Here is a 19,801-nt window from a genome sequence, read left to right on the forward strand (position 1 = left end):
GGCCACCCGGCAACGTGGCACCGGAGCAACAGGAACCCTACAGCTTGGTGGAGGCGGAGATGCGGCTCCGGACTTCACTGCGCACGGCCACCTCCCCGTCCAAGCATGCCCGCGCGCAGTTCGATAGTCTCGACAAGGAAAAGCTGCGTGAAGTGCTCTCCGCGGAGCAGCGGCATCTTTGCATCTACTGCGAGCGGGAACTTAAGGATGGCGGGGAGCCCCACCGCATCGAGCACTGGCGGCCGGTGAGTCGCAGCCCCAGCTTGGCGCTCCACTGGAAGAATCTGTACTTGTCGTGTGCATCCAAAGACACCTGTGACGGATCCAAGGCCGACCAGCGGCTAGTCTGGCGCGACGAGGACAAGGACGAGGACGCGAAGAAGGACCTGCCCTGGCCATCGGACGCCAACTACGAGGAGTGGATCGGCTTCACGAGTGACGGCATAGCCTACGTGCGTGCAGATGCGCCGCTCGACGAGGCGCGAAGGAAGGCTCTGGAATTGGCCCTTGCGGACCAGGAGGATGAAGGGCAGACGCGTACGTCTTTCCTGAACCTGAACAGTTATTCCCTGGCCGAGGCGCGGCGGGCAGTCATCGACGTTGAGCGGGAGCGGCTGGCCAGAGCCTTCAGGGGGAGGACTGCGACGGATGCCGAGAGGCGGGCCAGTGCGCAGAGCCTGCTCGCAGAGAGCAGGTACCGCTGTTTCATCAGTGTCCGTGTGGCGTACCTGCATCGGTTGCTCGGAAAGAACCGAGGCACCGGACGGTGACTCCTCCGAGCCAAGAAGCACGCGTCCCCAGCGAGGCAGTAACGGTGGCGCTGAAAGGCCTTGTTTCATGAGGACAACCCTGTCTCCAGCGACCCTCATCCGTCTGGAGAAGACGGCGGTCGATAATGGCTTCGACGTCGAGCTGCCGCGTTTGGGCCTCTGGCTTGGGTACGCCAGCACCCAGGCGCCGCTGAAGATCTGGCTCACGCACTTCGCCGACGAGACGCTCTTTGTCGTGGCCTTCTCGCAGGCGCACGTGGCTGCGGCGCTGGAGGACTTCGGCACGCCAGTCGTGTCACCTCTGCCCGAATGTGCCGTGGCCGGGCGGAGCGTGCTGGACATTCCTTCCCTTCATGGTCTCGTACGGCGCGCGTTCCAGCTGTCGAAGTCGCTCCCCGACGAGTTGCTGCACCTGTTCGAGGCCAAGGTGGCTTCGTTGCCGCGAACGACCGAAGCCGAGCGGTGGGTGGTTCAGCGCGTGGGCCAGGATGTATTCCGCGAGGGCCTCATCGACTATTGGGATGGGCGGTGTGCGGTAACAGGGTTGGCTGTGACGGAGTTGCTTCGCGCAAGCCACATCAAGCCGTGGGCCGACTGCGAGTCAGATGCCGAGCGGCTGGACATCTTCAATGGGCTGTTGCTTGCACCGCATTTGGACGCCGCATTCGACGGGGGGCTCATCACCGTCTCCGACGGTGGTGACGTGATTGTCGCGAACACGCTACCCGTTGAGGCGAGGCGCGTTCTTGGGCTGGTCGAGCCCCTCCGGGTAGACAAGCTCAAGAACGGACATCGCCGCTACCTGGCGTGGCACCGTGCCAAGGTGTTCGGGCGAGATGACGTCCCGCCGAGGTGAAGATCCAGACGTCCATGGGCGCGCCCCAGTTCCTTCGCGCACGCAAGACTTCGGAATGGGCCCCCACTCGCCCACGGGAACGGACACCTTCCTCCTCAAGCTGGGGCCCAGGCCCGAACTCTAGGAGGGCGCGTTCCTCGCGCGCCGTTCCCAAATGCCTCCCGGCTCAAGCCCCCTGGGCGGCGGGGGCCTTCATGGCCGCGTGCACCTTCTGGCGGAACGCCTGCCGGCGCTGCTTGAACTGCTCCTTCTGCTCCGCGGTGAGCTGGCCTCCATTGGCCTCGCGCTGCGCGCGCGCCTCCTCGCGCAACTGCTTTGCCTCGGCGGCGAACTGGTCGGCCTGCTCCCGCGTGAGGCGGCCCTCTTCGACGGCGCGGTCGAACCGGTGCTCCATGCGCTTGAAGCCATGGTGCTTCCGCTCGCCCCGGCACTCCTGGGCGGCGGCGGTCGGGGTCTCGGCGGCGAACACGGGAGCGGCGAACAACAGCGAGGCAACGGCGGCGGACAGGGTGAGCTTCGTGCGCATGGTGCGGACTCCTCGACGGCGGGTTTCTGTCCCTTGAAACCCCCGAGCCGCCGGGAGGTTAAATCCCCCCGGAATCGTCCGGCTCCGTCCTCGCCGGCACCTCGTAGAGGTAGACGTGGGTGCGGTACAGGTCCGGGACCACCAGGGTGCGCGAGGGCGTCCAGCCGCGCAGCGCGAAGGTATTGCTGACGATGAGGGCTCCGGGGGCGAGTTCTTCCCTCAGCTTCGTCGCCAGGCGGCGCATGGCCTCGCGGTGCACGTAGCAGACGACCGCCGAGGCCCCCGTGAAGGAGGCCTGGAAGAAGTCCCCCCACACGAAGCGCAGGTTGGGCCGGGGCGCGAGGCGCTGGCGCAGGCGCGCGAATGCATACGGCAGGGGAGACCACTCGTAGGCCACCACGCTCGCCCGGGGGCAGTGCTCCGCGAGCGCGAAGGCCAGGTTCCCCCAGCCCGAGCCCAGTTCCAGCAGCGTACCCTCCTGGGTCTCGGGGAGGAGCGAGAGCATCTCCCGGCGCACCTTCCCCGTGGTGGGCATGGGGGTGATGCCGATGCGCAGCGAGTAGAGGACGATGGACAGCATGGCCCCCAGCAGCAGGGCCAACACGAGCAGGTAGAGGAGGGTGCCCATCGCGCTCACGGCGTTGCATGCTAGCCGCGCGGGCAGGAGGCGCGCGCGAAACATGCCGACGACGGAAGTGGAGCTGCTTCAGGGGACGCTGGATCTCCTCATCCTGAAAACCTTGAGCCTGGGTCCCCGGCACGGCGCCGCCGTGGTGCGCTGGCTCGAGCAGGTGACCGAGGGCGCGCTCGTGGTGGAGGAAGGCTCACTGTACCCGGCGCTCCACCGCCTGGAGCGCAAGGAGTGGGTCTCCTCGGAGTGGGGCGTCTCGGAGCTCAACCGCCGCGTCCGCTTCTACTCCCTCACCTCCGAGGGCCGCGAGCAGCTGCTCGCGCAGATGGAGGACTTCCGGCGCCTGGTGCGGCTCGTCACGCGCGTGCTCGTCCAGTCGCCCGCGACCGCCCCGCGTTAGCCGTTGGCCTCGGCGCGCGCGGCGGGCAGCCGGATGACGAAGGTGCTGCCCTTGCCCGGCTCGCTCTGCACGTCGATGCGGCCCTGGTGGCGCGTGATGATGCCGTAGCTCACCGACAGCCCCAGGCCCGTGCCCTGTCCTCGCGGCTTCGTGGTGAAGAAGGGCGTGAAGAGCTTGGAGAGCGTCTCCGCGCTCATGCCCTTGCCCGTGTCGGCGATCTCCACCACCACCTCGCCCCCCTCCTGCCGCGTGCGGATGCGGATCTCCCCCCGCGTCTCGATGGCCTGCGCCGCGTTGACGAGCAGGTTGGTGAACACCTGGGAGATCTGCGTGGGATGGCAGCTCACGGGCGGCAGCGGACCGAAGTCCCGCTTCACCTCGCATTTGTACTTGAGCTCGTTCCACACGATCTTCAGCGTGGAGGCCAGCTCCTCGTTCACGTCCACCAGTTGCGGCTCGCCCGAGTCCTCGCGCGCGAACGAGCGCAGGCTCTGGACGATCTCCTTGATGCGCCGCGTGCCCGCCAGCGACTCCTCGACGAGCTCGGGCATGTCCTCGAGCAGGTAGTCCACGTCCCCCTGCTCCCACAGCTCGCGCATGTGTTCGATCAGCTCGGGGGCGACCGGGGCGGTGGGCGCGGCCTCGTGGGCGGAGAGCAGCTCGCGCTGGGCGGCCAGCAGGGGCCGGAGCGCGGAGACGTACTGGTCGAGCGTCCCCAGGTTGCTCATCACGTAGCTCACCGGGTTGTTGATTTCGTGCGCGACGCCCGCGGCCATCTGCCCGAGCGAGGCCATCTTCTCCGTCTGGATGAGCTGGGCCTGCTGCTCCTCGAGCTCCAGGGTGGCGCGCAGGAGCTTCTCGCTGCGGTTGCGCACCAGCTCCTCCAGGCTGTCGCGGTGGCGCCGCAGCTCCTCCTCCTGCTGGCGCAGGCGCTCCTCGGTCTGCTTGCGCTCGGTGATGTTGCGCACGATGGCCACGACCTCGTCCGGGGCGCTGCGCATCAGCCGCATCTCGTAGAACATGCGGCCCTGGGTGCGCTCCATCGGGTACTCGACGACCTCCGCGGTGCCTTCACGGATGGCGCGGCCCAGGTGCTGGAAGATCTTGTCGATGTACGCGGGCGCCACGGGCAACTGGCGGAGGTTCATGCCGATGATGCGATCGATGGGGACGGCGAGATCCGTCTGGTGGGTGATGTAATGGTCCCGGTAGGTGCCATCCGCGTCGATGCGGAAGACGAGATCCGGCAGCATGTCCACCAGGGCGCGCAGGCGCTCCTCGCCATGCTTGCGCACGGTGATGTCCACGTTGGTGCCCACCAGCCGCGAGGTACGCCCCTGCGCGTCCCGCGCCACCACGGTGACGCGGGTCATCACCCAGCGCCACCCGCCATCCCGGTGCCGCAGGCGCTGCTCCCACTCCATGGCGTTGAGGTCTTGCCTCTGCCGCTTCGCGAGCGCCTCGGTGTAGCGGGCCGCGTCTTCGGGATGGCACAGGTTCAGCCAGGTCTGGAGGGTCGGCTCCAGCTCACCCCGGGCATAGCCCAGCATGCCCAGCCACCGGTGGTTGGCGAAAATCTCGTAGGTGTCCAGGTCCAACACCCAGACGCCATCCTCCATGTTGTCCATCACCAGGCGCAGGTTCTCCGCGCTCTCCTGTTGCCGCTGGCGCAGCGCTTTCTCGGCCTCGCTCCGCCGCTGCTCGTGACGCTCTCCCATCAGCAGGGCGCCGCAGGCGACGAGGAAGGGCTGGAGGAAGTCGGTGAGCCTGGCCTCGTAGCCACCCGGCCGGCCGGCGAGGCCCACCGCCCCCACCCGGAGTCCCTCCACCTCCAGGGGCAGGACACACCGCGTGCCCGTGCTCTCGGCCGGCAGGGGCTCGGTGGAGGCGCAGAGGGCCTCCACGCGCGCGCGCAATTCTCGCGTCTCCTGGTTGGGCTCCTCATCGCTCCGCGCGTCCGCGGGAAGACTCGCGAGGCAGCGCGTCCCCCGCGCGCCGTCCGTGGCCGACAGCGTCTCGACGAGACACCCGGAGGTGCTGCCCGTGGCATCCATCACCTCGGCGAGCAGCCGTCGCAGCGCCTCGCAGGGGTTGCCGCCGCGGATGAGGGCGGATTGGATCTCCACGATCTTGCGCAACAACTGGTGGCTGGCGCGCAGCAACTCGTCGGGGGGCTGGGGGGGGTCCGGCGGCAGACCGGACCGGTCCCGGGAGCCCGAAGTGGGGTCTGGGGAAAGGGAAGGCATGGCGCGGGACCTTGGAGCGGAAAGAGAGAGAACCCGTCGGGTGTGTATCAGCCCAACAGCAGGGCGAGGAAATGGAACAGGCCCGCCCATACCAGGGTCGCGACCAGTCCAGCCACGGCCAGGACGATGCCGGGGTGGGTTTCCACCTTGCGCAGGGTCTCGTGGAGCCCTCGCTTGGTGAAGGTGCGCACGCACTTCACGTGGATTCGTCCCTCCATGAGCCCACGCAACTCCTGGATCATCTCCTCGACGGACTGGTAACGCTCGACCGGATCCTTGGCGAGCCCCTTGTGGATGAACCAGATGAATTCCGCGGGGACGGGGGTCTGCTGGGGCTGGTGGGCGCTGTGCGTGAACAGGGAGGGGCGCTGGTTCTGGACACCCTCGAGCACCTCGGCCACCGACTTCCGGTCGTGCAGGTAGTGGCGCAGGAAGAGGAACTCGTGAAACAGGACACACAGGCTGTAGGTGTCGCTGCGGATGTCGACCGCGTCGTGCTGGCCCCGCGCCTGCTCGGGCGACATGTAGAGCGGGGTGCCCATGATGGAGCCCTGTTGTGTGCGCCGCGCGATGTCCGTCTCGGGGCCCGGGGCCGGGGACTCGGGCGAGGCGGGGCTCGTCGCGGAAGCGGGCTGGAGGCGCCGGGCCAGGCCCCAGTCCAGCACGGTGACCTCGCCAAAGGGCCCCACCATGATGTTGGCGGGCTTGAGGTCGCGGTGGATGAAGCCCTTGCGGTGCGCGTACGCCAGGGCGTTGAGCACGCCGAGGAAGATCTGCAGCCGGACGGGATGGGTGAAGCGCTCGTGTGTGGCGGCGTCTCCCTCGCGCAGCTTCTCGATGATGGCCTCGAGCGTCTCGCCCTGCAGGTGCTTCATCAGGAAGTAGTAGCGGCCCTTCGCATCGACGCCGACGTCGTGCACCGGAACGATGTTCGGATGATCCAGCTGCCCGACGGTGCGGATCTCCTCCACGAAGCGCAGCACGTGGCCAGGCTCGGCCGCCTCCGGCAGGCGTTTGAGCGCCACCGTGCGCTTGATGTCGTGATCCTTGAGGAGGATCACCTCGCCCATGCCGCCCTGACCCAGCTCGCTGAGCTCCTCGAAGCGCTCGCGCTCCTGGGGCCGCACGTGGGGTTGCGCGTCCCGCCATTCCACATGGGGGAGCACCGTGGTGCGCAGCGAGGGGGTGCGCGGAGGGGTGGCGGGCGATGCGCTCCTGAGTGCGTTCCCGGACGACGAGCCCGGTGAGATCAGCGTGGCATCCACGGCGCCATCTGGAGCGTACAGGAGCGTATCCGTCATGTTTCTTCTGAATAGCAGAAGCCCGACCTTCATGCCCGGCCGCCTGCTTCAGGGGCTGCCTGCCAGGCGGCCTAGAAGGCGGGGAACATGAGGGAGCGTCCCGCCTCGAAGCTCGGCTCCTTCTGCAGGTGCTCCAGCACCAGCGAGGTGCAGTGCAGCGTCACCAGGGGAATGCTGCCCGCTTCGCTCACCCACTTCACCGCGTCCATCAATTGATGGGTGTGGAGGTAGCGCAGCACGCTGTCCCTGAACTGGGAGCCCTCGGCACATGCCGCCGCGTGGGCCGCGCTCCGGTCCCGCTGGGGGGCGGGGCGCTCACACACGGTCTCTTCTCGGGGCATGACGATGGTTTCAATCCACATGCGCGCCTCGGGTCCTCGGGGGTGGTGCGGGCGTCGACAGATTATCGCCTGGAAGTCATTTCGGGTTGTGCTCTCGCTTCATTTTTCTCACGCACCATGTGGGATGCCAGGGGAAGAGGTCTCCCATTGGGAGGTAGATGTCAGTCAGTGCCCGGAAAAGGAGGACCCGCCCACGCTGAAGACCCGGGGCTCAGACGTCCCGGGCGACGGGGAGGCGGACGGTGAAGGTGCTGCCGCGGCCGGGCTGGCTTTGCGCCTCGATGCGGCCCATGTGGCGCGCGATGATGTCGGCGCTGATGGACAGCCCCAGCCCCGCGCCCTTGCCGGGCGCCTTGGTGGTGAAGAAGGGGGTGAAGGCCTTGGCGAGCACCTCGGGGGTCATCCCATGGCCCGTGTCGGAGATGCGCACGAGCACCTCGTCTCCCTCTTGCCGCGTGGAGACCTCGATGATGCCCTGCCCGGGCAGGGCCTGGACGGCATTGAGCAGCAGGTGGGTGAACACCTGGTTGAGCTGGGCGGGGCGGCCGAGGATGGGGGGAATGGGCTGCTGGTAGTCGCAGCGCACCTCGCTGCGGTACTTGAGCTGGTTCCACACCACCTTGAGCGTGGTGGCCAGCTCCCGGTTCACGTCCACCAGCTCCTGATGTCCGGAGTCCTCGCGCACGAAGGCCTTCAGGCTGCGCACGATGTCCGCCACGCGGTTGGCTCCCTCGCGCGAGTCCTGGAGCAGATCGTTCACGTCGCCCAGCAGGTAGTCCAGATCCTCCTGCTCCTGGTAGGCCCGGATGCGCGAGAGCAGCTCCACCTGCGGTGGCGCCAGGTGGGGGCCCGCGGCCTCGGCGAGCTCGCGGTAGCGGGCGATGAGCTCGGTGAAGACCGCGAGGTACTGGGTGAGCGTGGCCAGGTTGCTCGTGATGTAGCCCAGCGGATTGTTGATTTCGTGGGCGATGCCGGCCACGAGCTGTCCGAGCAGGGCCATGCGCTCGGCGTGCAGCAGCTGCGCCTGGCGCTCCTCCAGGGCCACGGTGGTGTACAGCAGCGACTCGGTGCGCTGGTTGACCAGCGCCTCCAGCTGATCCCGGTTGCTCTGCAGCTCCTCCTCCTGACGCCGCAGCAGGGCCTCGTCGCGGTGCCGCCGTTGTTCTCCGCGCCACCCCAGCAGGAGGCTGCAACAGGTGGTGACGAGGGGTTGGAAGTGCTCGATGAACTCGGGACCGTAGTCGTCGGCGGCGTTGGCGATGACCACCATGCCCACCACGTCGTCGCCCGACTTGCAGGGCAGCGCCAGGAGCGTCCTCGCCGGGAAGAGGTGGAGCAGCAGGTGCTCGCCCCGTGGATCCTCCTGCTGTGTGTTGAGCAGCAACGGCTCCCCCGTGGTGAGCAGGAGGGAGAGGGGCTCGGAGAGAGCGCCTGGCCCCAGGTCCAGGGGAAGAGGCCCCTCCTTTGGCTCGTGCGCCGCCTGGGCCCAGGGCAGGTGGGCGAGGGCGTGAAGCCGCAGCGAGGCGGGCTCTCCCGGCGAGTGGAGCACCTCGGCGATGAAGCCGGACTCGCTCTGGGTGAGGTCGAGCAGCAGCTTGAGCAGCCTGTCGAACAGCCGTTGGAGGTTCTCGCCCCGGGCGAAGTCCAGGTGGGCCGCGCTGAGGGCCTGGAGCAGACGATGACTCGTCTCGAGCGCCTGCTGCGCGGTGGGCGTACGCGAGCGGGGACGACCTGGGGCTGTTTCTGATCGGCGACCCGGCGCGGCTTTGTTCATCGTCCTCTCATGCTAACGCGTCCAGAGGGGGGCTTCGCTCCAGGAGGCATCCATGGGGCGGATGTCCACGCCTGTCCGCTCGGGTGGGGATGCCTGGACAGGGCTGAACGTGAATCCGAATTCACTCCAGGCATGTGGCGGGCCGGGGTGGGGCGCCCGGCGCGCGAGCGGCTCAGAACTTGGGAATGCGCAGGGTCTTGCTGATCATCGCGCTGCCGCTCAGGAAGTAGAGCAGCACCAGGGGGTGGAGCTGGTAGCCGCCCAGGCTCCAGACGCCGAGGGGGAGGGCGTCGCCGGTGCGGCCCTGCCAGAAGAAGAAGGCGAGCACCATCACCAGCGCCAGGCTGGTGGGGATGGGGGTGCCCTCGAAGTACTTCACCTTGCCCGTGGCGTCCGCGAGGGTGCTCACGGTGGCGTTGAAGCGCGCCAGCCGGCTGATGCCGCAGCCCACGAAGTAGAGGAGCACCAGCACGTCCAGCCCTCCGCGCAGGCCCATGGCGAAGGCGAGCGCCGCGGGCGCCATGCCAAAGGAGATGACGTCCGCCAGCGAGTCCAGGTCCGCCCCCAGCGGGGAGGATTGGAAGCGCCAGCGCGCGATGCGTCCGTCCAGGGCATCGAAGAGGAAGGCCAGGGGCATCAGGCCGAAGGCCAGCCACAACCAGGAGGGCTGGTGCGTGGCCAGGTACTGCATCTGCGCCAGGATGGCGCCCGAGCCCGCGAAGGCGTTGCCCAGGGTGACGAAGTCCGCCGGGGTGAAGGTGCGGATCATCGAGAAGTGGCGGGGTTCTCGTCTGTGCTGCGACTCCGTCGGCATGCAATCCCTCCGCGGCCCCTCGGGGCGTGCACCCCTGGGCTTAGCGCATCTCGGGGCGTTCTCCCGAGTTTTTCCCCGGACGCGGCGCGGCGTTGTGTCTCATGGATACGCTCCCCCCCGGCGCGGGGGTGAGGAGAAGGCGACGTCTGACGATGGGTATCGAACAGCATCCCCGTGGGGAAGGACGAGGATCATGTGGGTGATCGACAAGGTCGTGGGAAGGACGTTGCCCACCCCAGGGGGGGTGCCTAGCTTCGCACTGTGACTCCATAGGGTTCACGCGTGTGGGTTTCCTCGGTGGATGGGCGTGCAGGTGGGGAAGGGACATGGCTGCGATGAGCAAGCGCTGGGGGCTGTGGGTCCTCGCGGTGCTGGTGGTTCTGACGGGGTGTGAGGACAGGGATCGCCCCGTCAGCGCCGATGGTCGATTGACGGCGACACCAGGGGGAGTGGATTTGCAGCGGGTCGCGATGTTCGACGGGCGCGAGGTGGAAGTCGTCCTGCGCAACGTGGGACGGGCCCGCCTCAACGTGGATGAGGCCTGGGTGGAGGGGGCCGCGGGTGCCTGGCAGGTGGCGTTCACGCACGAGGGGCCGCATGCGCTCGTGCCGGGCAGCGAGTGCGTGCTGCGCGTGCGCTTCAATCCCCAGCAGGAAGGGGCGCTGCCCGCCACGCTCGTGGTGCGCTCGGACGCGCTGAAGGATCCCGTGGTGCGCGTGCCCCTGCAGGGCGTGGGCGTGGATGCCTGGGCGCGGGTGACGCCGCGCAAGCTGGACTTCGGCCGCATCGAGGTGGAGGCGACCAAGACGCTCGCGCTCACCGTCTCCAATCCGACGGATCTCCCGGTGGAGGTGACGCCCAAGCTGCTGGGGGCGCAGAAGGACGAGTTCGTCGCGGAGCCGATCATCCTCGGGCCGAGCGAGGAGCGCGAGCTGCCCATCACCTTCGCTCCGACGAAGGCGGGCCACAAGCAGGTGGCGCTCGCGGTGTCGCCCTGCAAGGGCTGCGCGGACGTGGCGGTGCAGGTGTCGGCCGAGGGGTTGGACCGGGCGGTGGTGGCCGAGCCGGCCGAGCTCGACTTCGGCTCCATCCCGGTGGATCAGGAGCGCGTGCGGCCCCTGCGCCTGCACAACCTGAGCACCGAGCCCATGACGGTCACCTCGCTCACGCTGACGAGCACGGAGGCCTCCTTCACCCATGGGCCGCCGCCGCTGCCCCTGGTGCTCGGGCCCGGGGAGGTGCGCACGTGGGACTTCCGCTACAGCCCCGGACACATGGGCCCGGCCGAGAACCTGGCCTCGTTTCGCGTGGAGAGCCGGCGCAATCCGACCACGGACGTGCCGCTGCGCGGCTTTGGCGGCGCGGCGGAGCTGTGCGTGTCGCCGCTCAGCCATGACTTCGGCCGCCAGCCGCTCGGCTCGAAGACGGCGCGGATCATCAACGTGAAGAACTGCGGCGCGGCCAATGGCGGGCCCCTGACGATTCATGGACTGGAGCTCGAGCCGACGGACGGCTCTGCGGGCGCGGACAACGGCCTGCACCTGGTGCCCGTCACGCTGCCCTACCGGTTGCGGCCCGGCGAGGAGGTGAACCTCAAGGTCTTCTTCGAGCCCACGCGCGAGGGCGCCGCGGCGAGCCGGCTGGTGATGCGCACGGATGTGTACTCGGGCGACACGACGACCCTGAACTTCCGGGGCGCGGGTGAGCAGCATGGGCCCTGCCGTGTCGACTACACCCCGTTGGCCGTGGACTTCGGCACGGTGCAGCCCGGACGCGGCGCCGTGCTGGGCGTGAAGGTGGACAACCCGAGCGAAGACCTGTGCGCGGTGAAGAACATCCGCATGCGCGATACCGGGGGCGGGGTGTTCAGCCTGCCCGGTGGCGACCTGGATGGCGTCGTCGTGTACCCGGGGGACTCGTTCAGCTTCATGGTCGCCTTCGCCGCGCCCCTGACGGGCGGGGACTTCCTGGGCTCGGTGCAGATCGAGCAGTGGGATCCGGCCAACCCCCTGGTCATCATCCCGTTGAAGGGCCACACGCAGAACACGTGCCTGGTGGTGTCGCCGCGCTACGTGGACTACGGCGTGTCGCGCCCGGACTGCTCGCCCGCGCCGCGCGAGGTGAACTACATCAATGGATGCCAGGCGCCGCTGACGGTGTCGGGCGTGCGCATCGGCTCGGGCACCACGGATGGCGAGTTCGTGCTGCGCGACCCCCCGCCCACGCCCTTCACGCTCGCGCCGGGTGACGCCTTCACGGTGTCGGTGGAGTACCTCGCCCAGGTGTTCGGGCTGAACCTGTCGCCCTTGTTCGTGGAGTCCTCGGACCTGCCCGCGCCGATGCTGGTGCCGCTGGTGGGCGAGTCCTCCAAGCGCCTGGACAAGACGGACCAGTTCATCCAGCAGGACGGCGCCAAGGTGGACGTGCTCTTCGTGGTGGACAACACCGCGTCCATGGTGGAGGAGCAGCCGCGGCTGGTGGCCTCCATGCCCGCCTTCGTCGAGGCGGCGCTGGCCAAGGGCGTGGACCTGAACATCGCGGTGACCACCACGGGCATCGATCCGGGGGGCACCGGCACCTGCCCGGGCGGCGTCCAGGGCGCGGAGGCGGGCCGCTTCTTCCCGGCGGACAACAGCGGGCCGCGCATCCTCAACCGCCAGACGCCGGACCTGGCGGGGGTGCTCAAGAACAACGTGAACGTGGGCCAGTGCGCCGCGGTGGAGCAGGGCTTCGAGGCGGTGCGGCGGGCGCTGTCTCCTCCGCTGGTGACGAGCGCGGACGACGTGCGCACCCCGCAGCCCAACGACGGCAACCAGGGCTTCCTGCGCGACGAGGCGGCGCTGGTGGTCGTCTTCGTGGGTGACGAGGATGACCACTCGCCGGACAGCGTGGACACCTACGTGCGCTTCCTGCAGGCGCGCAAGGGCGAGAACCAGCCGCAGCGCATGACGCTCTACGCGATCGCCCCCACGGCCGAGGGCTGCCCCACGTCGGGTGGTGGCGGCACGCGCTACGCCGAGGCGGCGGCTCGCACGGGCGGCGAGGTGCTCTCCATCTGCTCGGCCGACTACTCGCCGCTGATGCGCTCGGTGGCCAACAAGGCGTTCTCGCCGCAGGACCGCTTCCCGCTCAGCGAGCAGCCAGACCCGGGCAGCATCGCCGTGTCGGTGAACGGCACGCGCGTCACCGAGGGGTGGTCCTACGACGGAGCCACCAACAGTGTCGTGTTCACCGCGGCACCCGCGGCGGGCGCGAAGGTGGAGATCTATTACCGCCGGGCGTGCGAGTAGGCACGCGGGGGACGGGGTGGGGGGAACCGCCGGAGCCGGAAGATCGGCCTCCGGCGGACATGTCGGGCCCGGATGCTACAGCTCCAGATCGGTCTGTGCGGTTGACCGGAAAATTGGAGGGTAACCCATGCTGAGTACCCTGGGGGCATCTCGGCAGCAGGAGGCATCCGTGAGTACCCGACAGCACGACGACAATTCCACTTCCGGGCAGCCGTCCGGTCGTCGCGCGCCGTCCCCGGTGCGCTCGCCCGCTGGCGGTCTGCGCGTCATCAAGGGCGGGGGGCAGCGGCGGCAGGACGAGCCCCTGACGTCCCGGGACGCGGTGGCGCGCGTGCTCATGGAGGCGGGCGTGGATCTGCTGTTGCGCCGCATCAGCCCCGCCCGGGCCGCGGAGATCGAGCACAAGGTGGACCGGGTGTTGGATCTCTTCGATCGGGTGGATGCCGCCCCCCTGCTCATGCCCGTGTTGCAGCGGCACCTGGACGACCTGGAGGCGCTCATGCGAGAGACCCGCCAGGTCCGCTCGCCCGTGCGCCGTGGGGGGTAGGCAGGGAAGAGTGTGACAGGAGGTTTGACCCTCCGCGCCGGGCCGCTTACGCTCGGGTCCCTTTGTGTCCGGGCGCCTCGCGCCCCTGGGTCTCCGCCGTGGGGGCATGTCGCACTGTGTCAATCGAGAGCTACGGCAAATACCAGCTCCTCAAGAGGATCGCCACGGGCGGCATGGCGCAGATCTTCCTCGCGCGCGAGCGGGGACAGAATCGGCTGCTGGTCATCAAGCGAATCCTCCCGCACCTGGCGGACAATGAGGAATTCGTCCAGATGTTCCTGGACGAGGCGCGCATCGCGGCTCGGCTCGACCACCCCCACATCGTGCAGATCTACGATCTGGGCTCCCAGGACGACAGCTTCTTCATCGCCATGGAGTACATCCATGGAGAGGATCTGCGGCGGGTGTGGAGGCGCGCCGAGCGCTCGGGGCAGCTCATCCCCGTGCCCTTCGTGTGCCGGGCGCTCAGCGAGGCGTGCGCGGGGCTGGATCATGCGCACAAGAAGGTGGACGCGAACGGCAAGCCGCTCAACATCGTCCACCGGGACATCTCCCCGCAGAACATCCTGCTGACGTTCGATGGGCGCACCAAGGTGGTGGACTTCGGCATCGCCAAGGCGGCGGACCAGGCCACCGAGACGCGCTCGGGCGTGCTCAAGGGCAAGTACTCGTACATGTCGCCGGAGCAGGCCGCGGGCGAGAAGGTGGACCGCCGCAGCGACATCTTCGCGCTCGGCGTGGTGCTCTACGAGCTGCTCACCGGGACGCGGCTGTTCAAGCGCTCCAACGACGTCATCACGCTGCAGGCGGTGATCGAGTGCAAGGTGCTCCCGCCCTCGCAGGTCAACCCCCGCGTGCCGAGGGATCTGGATCCCATCGTCATGAAGGCCCTGGAGCGCGAGCCGGGTGATCGCTACCCGGAGGCGCTGCAGCTGCAGCGGGCCCTGGAGCAGTGGCTCGATACCCATCCGCAGCCCTCGTCCACGGCGCACCTGGCGGCCTACATGAAGGATCTCTACGCCACGCGCCTGGCCGAGGAAGCGCGGCTGGGAGACGTGCTCGTGGAGGAGGCCGAGGCGCACTCGCCCTCGGTCGCGCCGAAGTCACCGGATCGGACGGGGAAATCCTCCATCGAGACGATGGCCGCGCCGCGCCCGGACGCGGGCGCTGTGCCGCCGCGCCCGCCGCGCGCCTCGCTGAGCACTCCGCGCGCCGAGCTGGAGCGCAAGCGCACGGTGGATCTGCGCCGCTCTCCGGGCGAGCCCACCCTGGAGGCGTCCGAGGCGGAGGCCCTGTCCGAGACGGCGGTGGGGGACCCGGTGCAACCCGTCCCCCTCGAGTCCCGGTCCCGCCGCCGCGCCGTGCTGGGAATCGGCGCGGGGGTGCTGGTGGGGTTGTTGCTCGGAGGCGTGTGGGCCCTGCGCTCCGGGCCCGTTCCTCCTCCTTCCACGCCGTCTGCTCCCGTGGCCGCCCAGACGCGGCCGACCGAGCCCGCTCCCGCTGAACCCGTGCCCACCGAGCCCGCTCCCACCGGGTCCGTGACGCCCCCTCCCGCCGAGCCCGAGCCCGCGAAGCCCGCCCTGGTGCAGGTCACCTTGAAGGCGACGCCCGAGCAGGCCGCGCTGACGGTGAACGGCACGCCGTACGAGAAGTCGCCGGTGGTGGTGTCCGCCACGCCGGGACAGGAGCTGCTCGTGCTGGCGAGGGCGCCCCGCTACCAGGAGCTCTCGCGCAAGGTGACGGTGGGGCAGGGCCCCTCGCAGGAGGAGTCCCTGCGGCTGGAGCCCCTGCACGAGCCGCGCAAGCCCGAGTCGCGCAAGCCCGATTCGCGCGTGTCCCCGCAGGTGGAGCGTGCGCCCGTGGGCAAGGGCACGGTGCGCTTCGCGGTGACGCCCTGGGCCGAGGTGACGTGTGGGGGGCGCAACCTGGGCAGCACGCCCCTGGGAGGAGATGTCAGCTTCAACGCGGGCGTGTATGAGTGCCGGTTCTGGAACCCGGACCTCAAGGAGAGCCGCACGGAGCGCGTCGAGGTGAAGCCCAACCGACACACCACCGTGGTCGTGAAGTTCTAGCTCGTAGCCCCGGGACGCACCGCCGTGACCCTCGAAGCAGGCACCCCCATTGGCAAGTACGTCGTCAAGAGCAAGCTGGCCGAGGGGGGCATGGCGGAGATCTACCTGGCCACCGCCCGGGGGCCGGAGGGGTTCGAGAAGGAAGTCGTCATCAAGCGCGTGCGCTCGTTCCTGTCGGACGACGAGGGCTTCGTGCGGATGTTCATCCAGGAGGCGCGGCTGGCCTCACGGCTCAACCACGCCAACGTGGTGCAGATCTTCGACTTCGACAAGCACGAGGACACGTACTACCTGGCCATGGAGTACGTGCGCGGCTGCTCGCTGTGGAACCTGCGCAAGCGCTGCCGCGAGAAGGGCATCCGCATCCCCCCGGTGCTGGTGGCGTACATCGGCTCCCAGGTGGCGGCGGGACTGCACTACGCGCACCGCACGCGCTCCCCGGAGGGCGAGACGCTGGGGCTGGTGCACCGCGACGTCACGCCGCACAACGTGCTGCTGTCCTTCGATGGGGCGGTGAAGCTCACCGACTTCGGCATCGCCAAGGCGGGCAACAAGCTCACCCAGCCGGGCGTGCTCAAGGGGAAGTTCGCGTACATGGCCCCGGAGCAGGCGCGCGGGGAAGAGGTGGACGCGCGCACGGACGTGTTCGCGCTCGGCGTGGTGCTCTGGGAGATGCTCACCGGAGGCCGCTTGTTCGACGGCGAGTCGGACGTGGCCGTGCTCCGGGCGGTGCAGGAGAGCGTCATCGTGCCGCCGGCCCGGCTCAATCCGGACGTGCCGGAGCTCCTCAACGAGGTGGTGTGCACCGCTCTGCAGCGCGAGCCCGCGGCGCGCTACCAGTCGGCTGGCGAGCTCGAGCGCGCGCTGGCCCAGTGCGTGCTGCGCAGCGCCACCAGCGTGGATGACACGGACCTGGGCACCTTCGTGCGGCGGCTCTTCGACGTGCCGCTCACCCAGTTCATGCTGTCGCCGGCCGTGCTGCAGGACCGCTCCCAGCGCCATCGCTCCGGCAGCACCGCCGTGGCGCCGGGCACGCCCGCCCCCGAGCGTCCCGAGCCGTCGTCCGCTTCCATGGTGGCGCCCGGGCCCCAGGCCGGGAGCGCACCCGCCGCCCCACGTGAAGCCACCGCCGTGATGCCGGGAAGCACTCCGTCCTCCGGTTCCCAGCGGCTCTCTCCGGGGGACGGGCCCGAGGCGTCCCTGGTGTCCGCGCCCACCCTCGTCCTCGCCCGTGACGTGCCGGGCGGGCAGGAGGCGAAGGCCCGTGCCGCTTCCCCCCGGGCGCTGACGACCCCGGCGGCCCCCCTTCCCGCGGTGAGGGAGTCGCGCTCCCTGCCGCCGGTGGGCATGCCCGCTGCGGAGGCGTCGGCGGTGAAGGCCCCGGAGTCGGCCGTGGCGGCACGGGCCAGCGAGGTGGCTCCGCTCCCGGGCTCGAGCCGCGGACGCATGGCCGGCTGGGTGGGACTGGGCGTGGGCGTCCTCGTGCTCCTGGGTGGGGGGCTGATGTGGCGGTCTTCCACCGCGCCATCCGCGCCGGAGGCTCCCGCGCCCGTGCCCGCGCCCGTGCCCGCTCCTCCTCATAATAAGGAGGTGGCCGAGCCTTCCCCCCGGTCTGGAGCGGAGACTCCTCCGGCGTCCCCTCCGGCCCAGCAGGCCGTGGTGGCCCCTCCGTCCGAGACCGCCCCCCAGGCCGCGCCCGTCGTCGTGAAGGCCAAGGGGACGCTCGTCGTCCAGGCCATCCCGTATGCCGACGTCTACCTGGACGGCAAGCTCGTCAGGCGCGAGGTCCAGGGGACCTGGACCACGTCACTTGTTCCGGGCACCTACCAGTTGAAGTTCGTCCACCCCAACCACTCCGACTCCTCCAAGGTCACCATCACCGCCAACACCCGGACGACGAAGAGCTTCCGCGTGCCCGGGCGTTGAGGCCGCTCACCGTGACGGAGCGCGTGTGACTGTTCACTGGTGATCACGCTCCGTGAGGGGCGTGCTCCCTCGTGACGTCACGAAAACCTGCATTCCCAATAGGCTGAAGGGCAGGGGACGGGTTAGAGTGGACTCATCCTTTGGAGGGGACATGTCTGAAGTGAAGCAGCAGCGGCCGGAGGAGGAGGCGCCCGAGGAGGCGGAGGGTGGGGCGGAGCGCCGTCGCTCGAAGACGATGTCGCGCAAGGAGATGGCTCGCGACCTGCGGCGCCGACGCCTGACGGGTCAGGTCGACCCCGAGGAGAGCGATCTGCTCCAGGCCGTCGACTCGCAGCGGCCGAAGACCCGGGCGGACTGCGTGAACGGCGCCCGTCCGTGCCTGTTCGTGTCGTGTAAGCACAACCTGTACCTGGATGTGAACCCGGAGACGGGCTCCATCAAGCTCAACTTCCCGGACAAGGAAATCTGGGAATTGGAGCATACCTGCGCGCTGGATGTGGCGGAGAAGGGCGGCATCACGCTCGAGGAGGTGGGGGCCATCATGAACCTCACCCGCGAGCGCATCCGCCAGGTGGAGACGCGCGGCCTCTTGAAGCTGCGCGAGGCCACCGAGGCCGAGCCGCCGGTCTCCGCGCGCAAGCCCTAGGGTGCCGACTGGGAAGCACGGCGCCCCTGGGGGGGCCGGTCGCTTCGTTGACACCCCGGGGGGTGGTTGCTAGAGGGACGCCTTCTCCCTCTAGGCGGAGGCACGCAAACCCGTGCTGGCTCTCCTCAGCGTCTCCGATAAACGCGGTCTGGTTCCCTTCGCTCAAGGACTCGTCCGGCTCGGCTTCGAGCTCTTGTCCACCGGAGGCACGCTCGCGGCGCTCCAAGCGGCGGGTGTTCCCGCCCGGAAGGTGTCCGAGCACACCCAGAGCCCGGAGATCCTCGGCGGCCGGGTGAAGACGCTCCACCCCCGCATCCACGGCGGCATCCTCGGCCGACTGGAACTGGAGGAGGATCGCGCGGAGATGGCCGCTCATGGGATTACCCCCATCTCGCTCGTGGCGGTCAACCTCTACCCCTTCCGCCAGACGGTGGCCTCCGGCGCCCCCGAGGCCGACGTCATCGAGCAGATCGACATCGGCGGGCCGGCCATGGTGCGCGCCTCGGCCAAGAACTTCCGCCACGTGACGGTGGTGGTGGACCCCGAGGACTACCCGGCCGTGCTGTCCGAGCTCGAGGCGTCTCGCGCCACGAGCGAGCAGACGCGCCGGCGGCTCATGCGCAAGGCGTTCGCGCACACGGCCGCCTATGACGCCTCCATCGCGGGCTGGCTGGGGGAGCAGGCCGCGGAGCCCTTCCCCCAGGAGTTGTCGCTCACGTACCAGAAGGTGCAGAGCCTGCGCTACGGGGAGAACCCGCACCAGCGCGGCGCCTTCTACCGCGAGCACGCCGCGCCCGCCGAGCCCACCGTGGCCTTCTCCCGCGTCCTCCAGGGCAAGGAGCTGTCCTACAACAACATCCTGGACCTGGATGCGGCGCTGGGGCTGGTGCTGGAGTTCCCCGAGCAGCCCTGCGCGGTCATCATCAAGCACAACACGCCCTGCGGCGTGGCGCTGGATGGCTCGCTGGTGGCGGCCTACCGCACGGCGCGCGCCATCGACGAGGTGTCCGCCTTCGGCGGCATCGTGGCGCTCAACCGCGAGGTGGACCGGGCCTGCGCCGAGGCCCTGGCGGAGACCTTCCTCGAGGCCGTCATCGCCCCGTCCTACTCGGCCGAGGCCCTGCAACTGCTCGCGGCCAAGAAGAACCTGCGCCTGCTGGAGGCGGGCCCCAAGTTGGCCTCGCCCACGGCCCGCCCCCGGGCGCAGCTCGAGGCGCGCAGTGTGTCCGGTGGCCTCGTGGTGCACGACCGGGACGCGGTGGAGCCGCCGCTGGAGTGGAAGGTGGTCAGCAAGCGGGCGCCCACCCCGGATGAGGAGAAGGCCCTGCGCTTCGCCTGGCGGGTGTGCAAGCACGTGAAGAGCAACGCCATCGTCTTCTCCAATGGCCAGAAGCTGCTGGCCGCGGGCGGCGGACAGACGAGCCGCGTGGACTCGGCGAAGATCGCCACCGCGCGAGGCGGCGAGGCCCTCAAGGGCAGTGCCGTGGCCTCGGATGCCTTCTTCCCCTTCCGCGACGGGCTCGACGAGGCGGCCCGCGCCGGAGCCACCTGCGTGGTGCAGCCCGGCGGCTCGGTGCGCGACGCGGAATTGATCGCCGCCGCGGATGAACATGGCATGGCAATGGTTCTCACGGGAGTGAGACACTTCCGGCACTGAGCTC

16 protein-coding genes are annotated in these 19,801 nt (G+C 69.4%); 9 read left to right on the forward strand and 7 right to left on the reverse strand.

The annotated features are described in order from the left end of the window. Window positions 1–47 precede the first annotated feature (47 nt). Together F0U63_RS16315 and F0U63_RS16320 are read left to right on the forward strand one after the other, a co-directional pair. Window positions 48–770 carry a retron system putative HNH endonuclease gene (locus F0U63_RS16315; RefSeq protein ID WP_395848373.1) on the forward strand — a complete coding sequence of 241 codons (723 nt, stop codon included), beginning with the start codon at window positions 48–50 and terminating at the stop codon, window positions 768–770. 67 nt (window positions 771–837) lie between these two features. Then, complete coding sequence (locus tag F0U63_RS16320) at window positions 838–1,626, forward strand: HNH endonuclease (RefSeq protein WP_395846842.1); 789 nt, start codon at window positions 838–840, stop codon at window positions 1,624–1,626. Between the two features lie 166 nt (window positions 1,627–1,792). On the opposite strand, the gene F0U63_RS16325 is transcribed toward F0U63_RS16320, so the two are convergent. Further along, window positions 1,793–2,152 carry a hypothetical protein gene (locus F0U63_RS16325; RefSeq protein WP_395846843.1) on the reverse strand — a complete coding sequence of 120 codons (360 nt, stop codon included), beginning with the start codon at window positions 2,150–2,152 and terminating at the stop codon, window positions 1,793–1,795. 58 nt (window positions 2,153–2,210) lie between these two features. Then, window positions 2,211–2,780, reverse strand: coding sequence for a class I SAM-dependent methyltransferase (locus tag F0U63_RS16330; RefSeq protein ID WP_395848374.1), 570 nt, complete (start codon window positions 2,778–2,780; stop codon window positions 2,211–2,213). 52 nt (window positions 2,781–2,832) lie between these two features. On the opposite strand from F0U63_RS16330, the gene F0U63_RS16335 reads away from it, so the two are divergent. After that, the gene (locus F0U63_RS16335; protein ID WP_395846844.1) at window positions 2,833–3,183 is read left to right on the forward strand and encodes a PadR family transcriptional regulator; all 351 of its coding nucleotides are present in this window, start codon (window positions 2,833–2,835) and stop codon (window positions 3,181–3,183) included. Here the strand turns inward: F0U63_RS16335 and F0U63_RS16340 are convergent. From F0U63_RS16340 to F0U63_RS16360, 5 genes are all read right to left on the reverse strand, one after another. Further along, window positions 3,180–5,429 (reverse strand): ATP-binding protein, encoded by a 2,250-nt coding sequence (locus F0U63_RS16340; RefSeq protein ID WP_395846845.1) that lies wholly within the window; start codon window positions 5,427–5,429, stop codon window positions 3,180–3,182. The genes F0U63_RS16335 and F0U63_RS16340 overlap by 4 nt on opposite strands. 47 nt (window positions 5,430–5,476) lie before the next feature. Next, window positions 5,477–6,730: a serine/threonine-protein kinase gene (locus tag F0U63_RS16345; RefSeq protein ID WP_395846846.1), complete on the reverse strand. Its 1,254-nt coding sequence runs from the start codon at window positions 6,728–6,730 to the stop codon at window positions 5,477–5,479. A 71-nt stretch (window positions 6,731–6,801) separates the two neighbouring features. Further along, the gene (locus tag F0U63_RS16350) at window positions 6,802–7,071 is read right to left on the reverse strand and encodes a hypothetical protein (RefSeq protein WP_395846847.1); all 270 of its coding nucleotides are present in this window, start codon (window positions 7,069–7,071) and stop codon (window positions 6,802–6,804) included. A gap of 211 nt (window positions 7,072–7,282) precedes the next feature. Further along, window positions 7,283–8,845: a sensor histidine kinase gene (locus tag F0U63_RS16355; protein ID WP_395846848.1), complete on the reverse strand. Its 1,563-nt coding sequence runs from the start codon at window positions 8,843–8,845 to the stop codon at window positions 7,283–7,285. A gap of 172 nt (window positions 8,846–9,017) precedes the next feature. Further along, a complete protein-coding gene (locus tag F0U63_RS16360; RefSeq protein ID WP_395846849.1) occupies window positions 9,018–9,659 on the reverse strand; it encodes a CDP-alcohol phosphatidyltransferase family protein in 642 nt (213 codons plus the stop codon). A 335-nt stretch (window positions 9,660–9,994) separates the two neighbouring features. Here F0U63_RS16360 and F0U63_RS16365 point away from each other — a divergent pair, with 335 nt between their 5' ends. The 6 genes from F0U63_RS16365 to purH all read left to right on the forward strand — a co-directional run bounded on the left by F0U63_RS16365 (window position 9,995) and on the right by purH (window position 19,797). Next, complete coding sequence (locus F0U63_RS16365; RefSeq protein ID WP_395848375.1) at window positions 9,995–12,949, forward strand: choice-of-anchor D domain-containing protein; 2,955 nt, start codon at window positions 9,995–9,997, stop codon at window positions 12,947–12,949. Between the two features lie 169 nt (window positions 12,950–13,118). Beyond that, window positions 13,119–13,496 carry a hypothetical protein gene (locus tag F0U63_RS16370; protein ID WP_395846850.1) on the forward strand — a complete coding sequence of 126 codons (378 nt, stop codon included), beginning with the start codon at window positions 13,119–13,121 and terminating at the stop codon, window positions 13,494–13,496. A 116-nt stretch (window positions 13,497–13,612) separates the two neighbouring features. Next, window positions 13,613–15,568 (forward strand): protein kinase, encoded by a 1,956-nt coding sequence (locus F0U63_RS16375; RefSeq protein WP_395846851.1) that lies wholly within the window; start codon window positions 13,613–13,615, stop codon window positions 15,566–15,568. Window positions 15,569–15,592: 24 nt separating this feature from the next. Further along, window positions 15,593–17,494 (forward strand): protein kinase, encoded by a 1,902-nt coding sequence (locus tag F0U63_RS16380; protein WP_395846852.1) that lies wholly within the window; start codon window positions 15,593–15,595, stop codon window positions 17,492–17,494. A gap of 151 nt (window positions 17,495–17,645) precedes the next feature. Continuing rightward, complete coding sequence (locus F0U63_RS16385; RefSeq protein WP_002628183.1) at window positions 17,646–18,140, forward strand: sigma factor-like helix-turn-helix DNA-binding protein; 495 nt, start codon at window positions 17,646–17,648, stop codon at window positions 18,138–18,140. 112 nt (window positions 18,141–18,252) lie between these two features. Continuing rightward, on the forward strand, window positions 18,253–19,797 hold the full coding sequence (gene purH, locus F0U63_RS16390; protein ID WP_395846853.1) for a bifunctional phosphoribosylaminoimidazolecarboxamide formyltransferase/IMP cyclohydrolase: 1,545 nt from the start codon (window positions 18,253–18,255) through the stop codon (window positions 19,795–19,797). Window positions 19,798–19,801: the final 4 nt, after the last annotated feature.

The sequence above is a fragment of the Cystobacter fuscus genome, assembly GCF_044360685.1.
Classification (GTDB): Bacteria; Myxococcota; Myxococcia; order Myxococcales; family Myxococcaceae; genus Cystobacter; species Cystobacter fuscus_C.